Raw genomic sequence first — 357 nt, forward strand, 5'->3', positions numbered from 1 at the left:
CACTTATATCAAAAGTTCCCATATTAACAGTTTCACCACTAATAGAGGTAATATTAGTTTTTCCATGTACTGGTTTTTGTAAAGAGAATCTTTGATACTTCCTTCTATTTTCTATCACCACTACTCGCTCATCACTAACATGACATCCATTATGCAGTAAATTCTCCATTTCAGGTGGAGGTAAGGGCTTGCTGAATAGAAATCCTTGTGCTTTTTCACACCCGAGATTAATGATCGTCTCTTTCTGATCTGCTGTTTCAATTCCCTCAACGATGACATCCAGATTTAATGCATTGGCTAAATCAACAAAAGTTGAGATAATCATTTGATTTTCTTTGGTTTCAATTACTTTAATGA

General features: G+C 34.5%; 1 protein-coding gene. It reads right to left on the reverse strand.

The genetic code is table 11. The features are described 5' to 3' along the window. Positions 1-357, reverse strand: a 357-nt coding sequence (locus tag AOA60_RS23780) for an EAL domain-containing protein (protein ID WP_158235059.1), incomplete at both ends; no start/stop codon positions are given.

The organism is Pseudomonas sp. 2822-17 (genome assembly GCF_002742485.1).
Lineage (GTDB): Bacteria > Pseudomonadota > Gammaproteobacteria > Pseudomonadales > Pseudomonadaceae > Aquipseudomonas > Aquipseudomonas cyclaminis.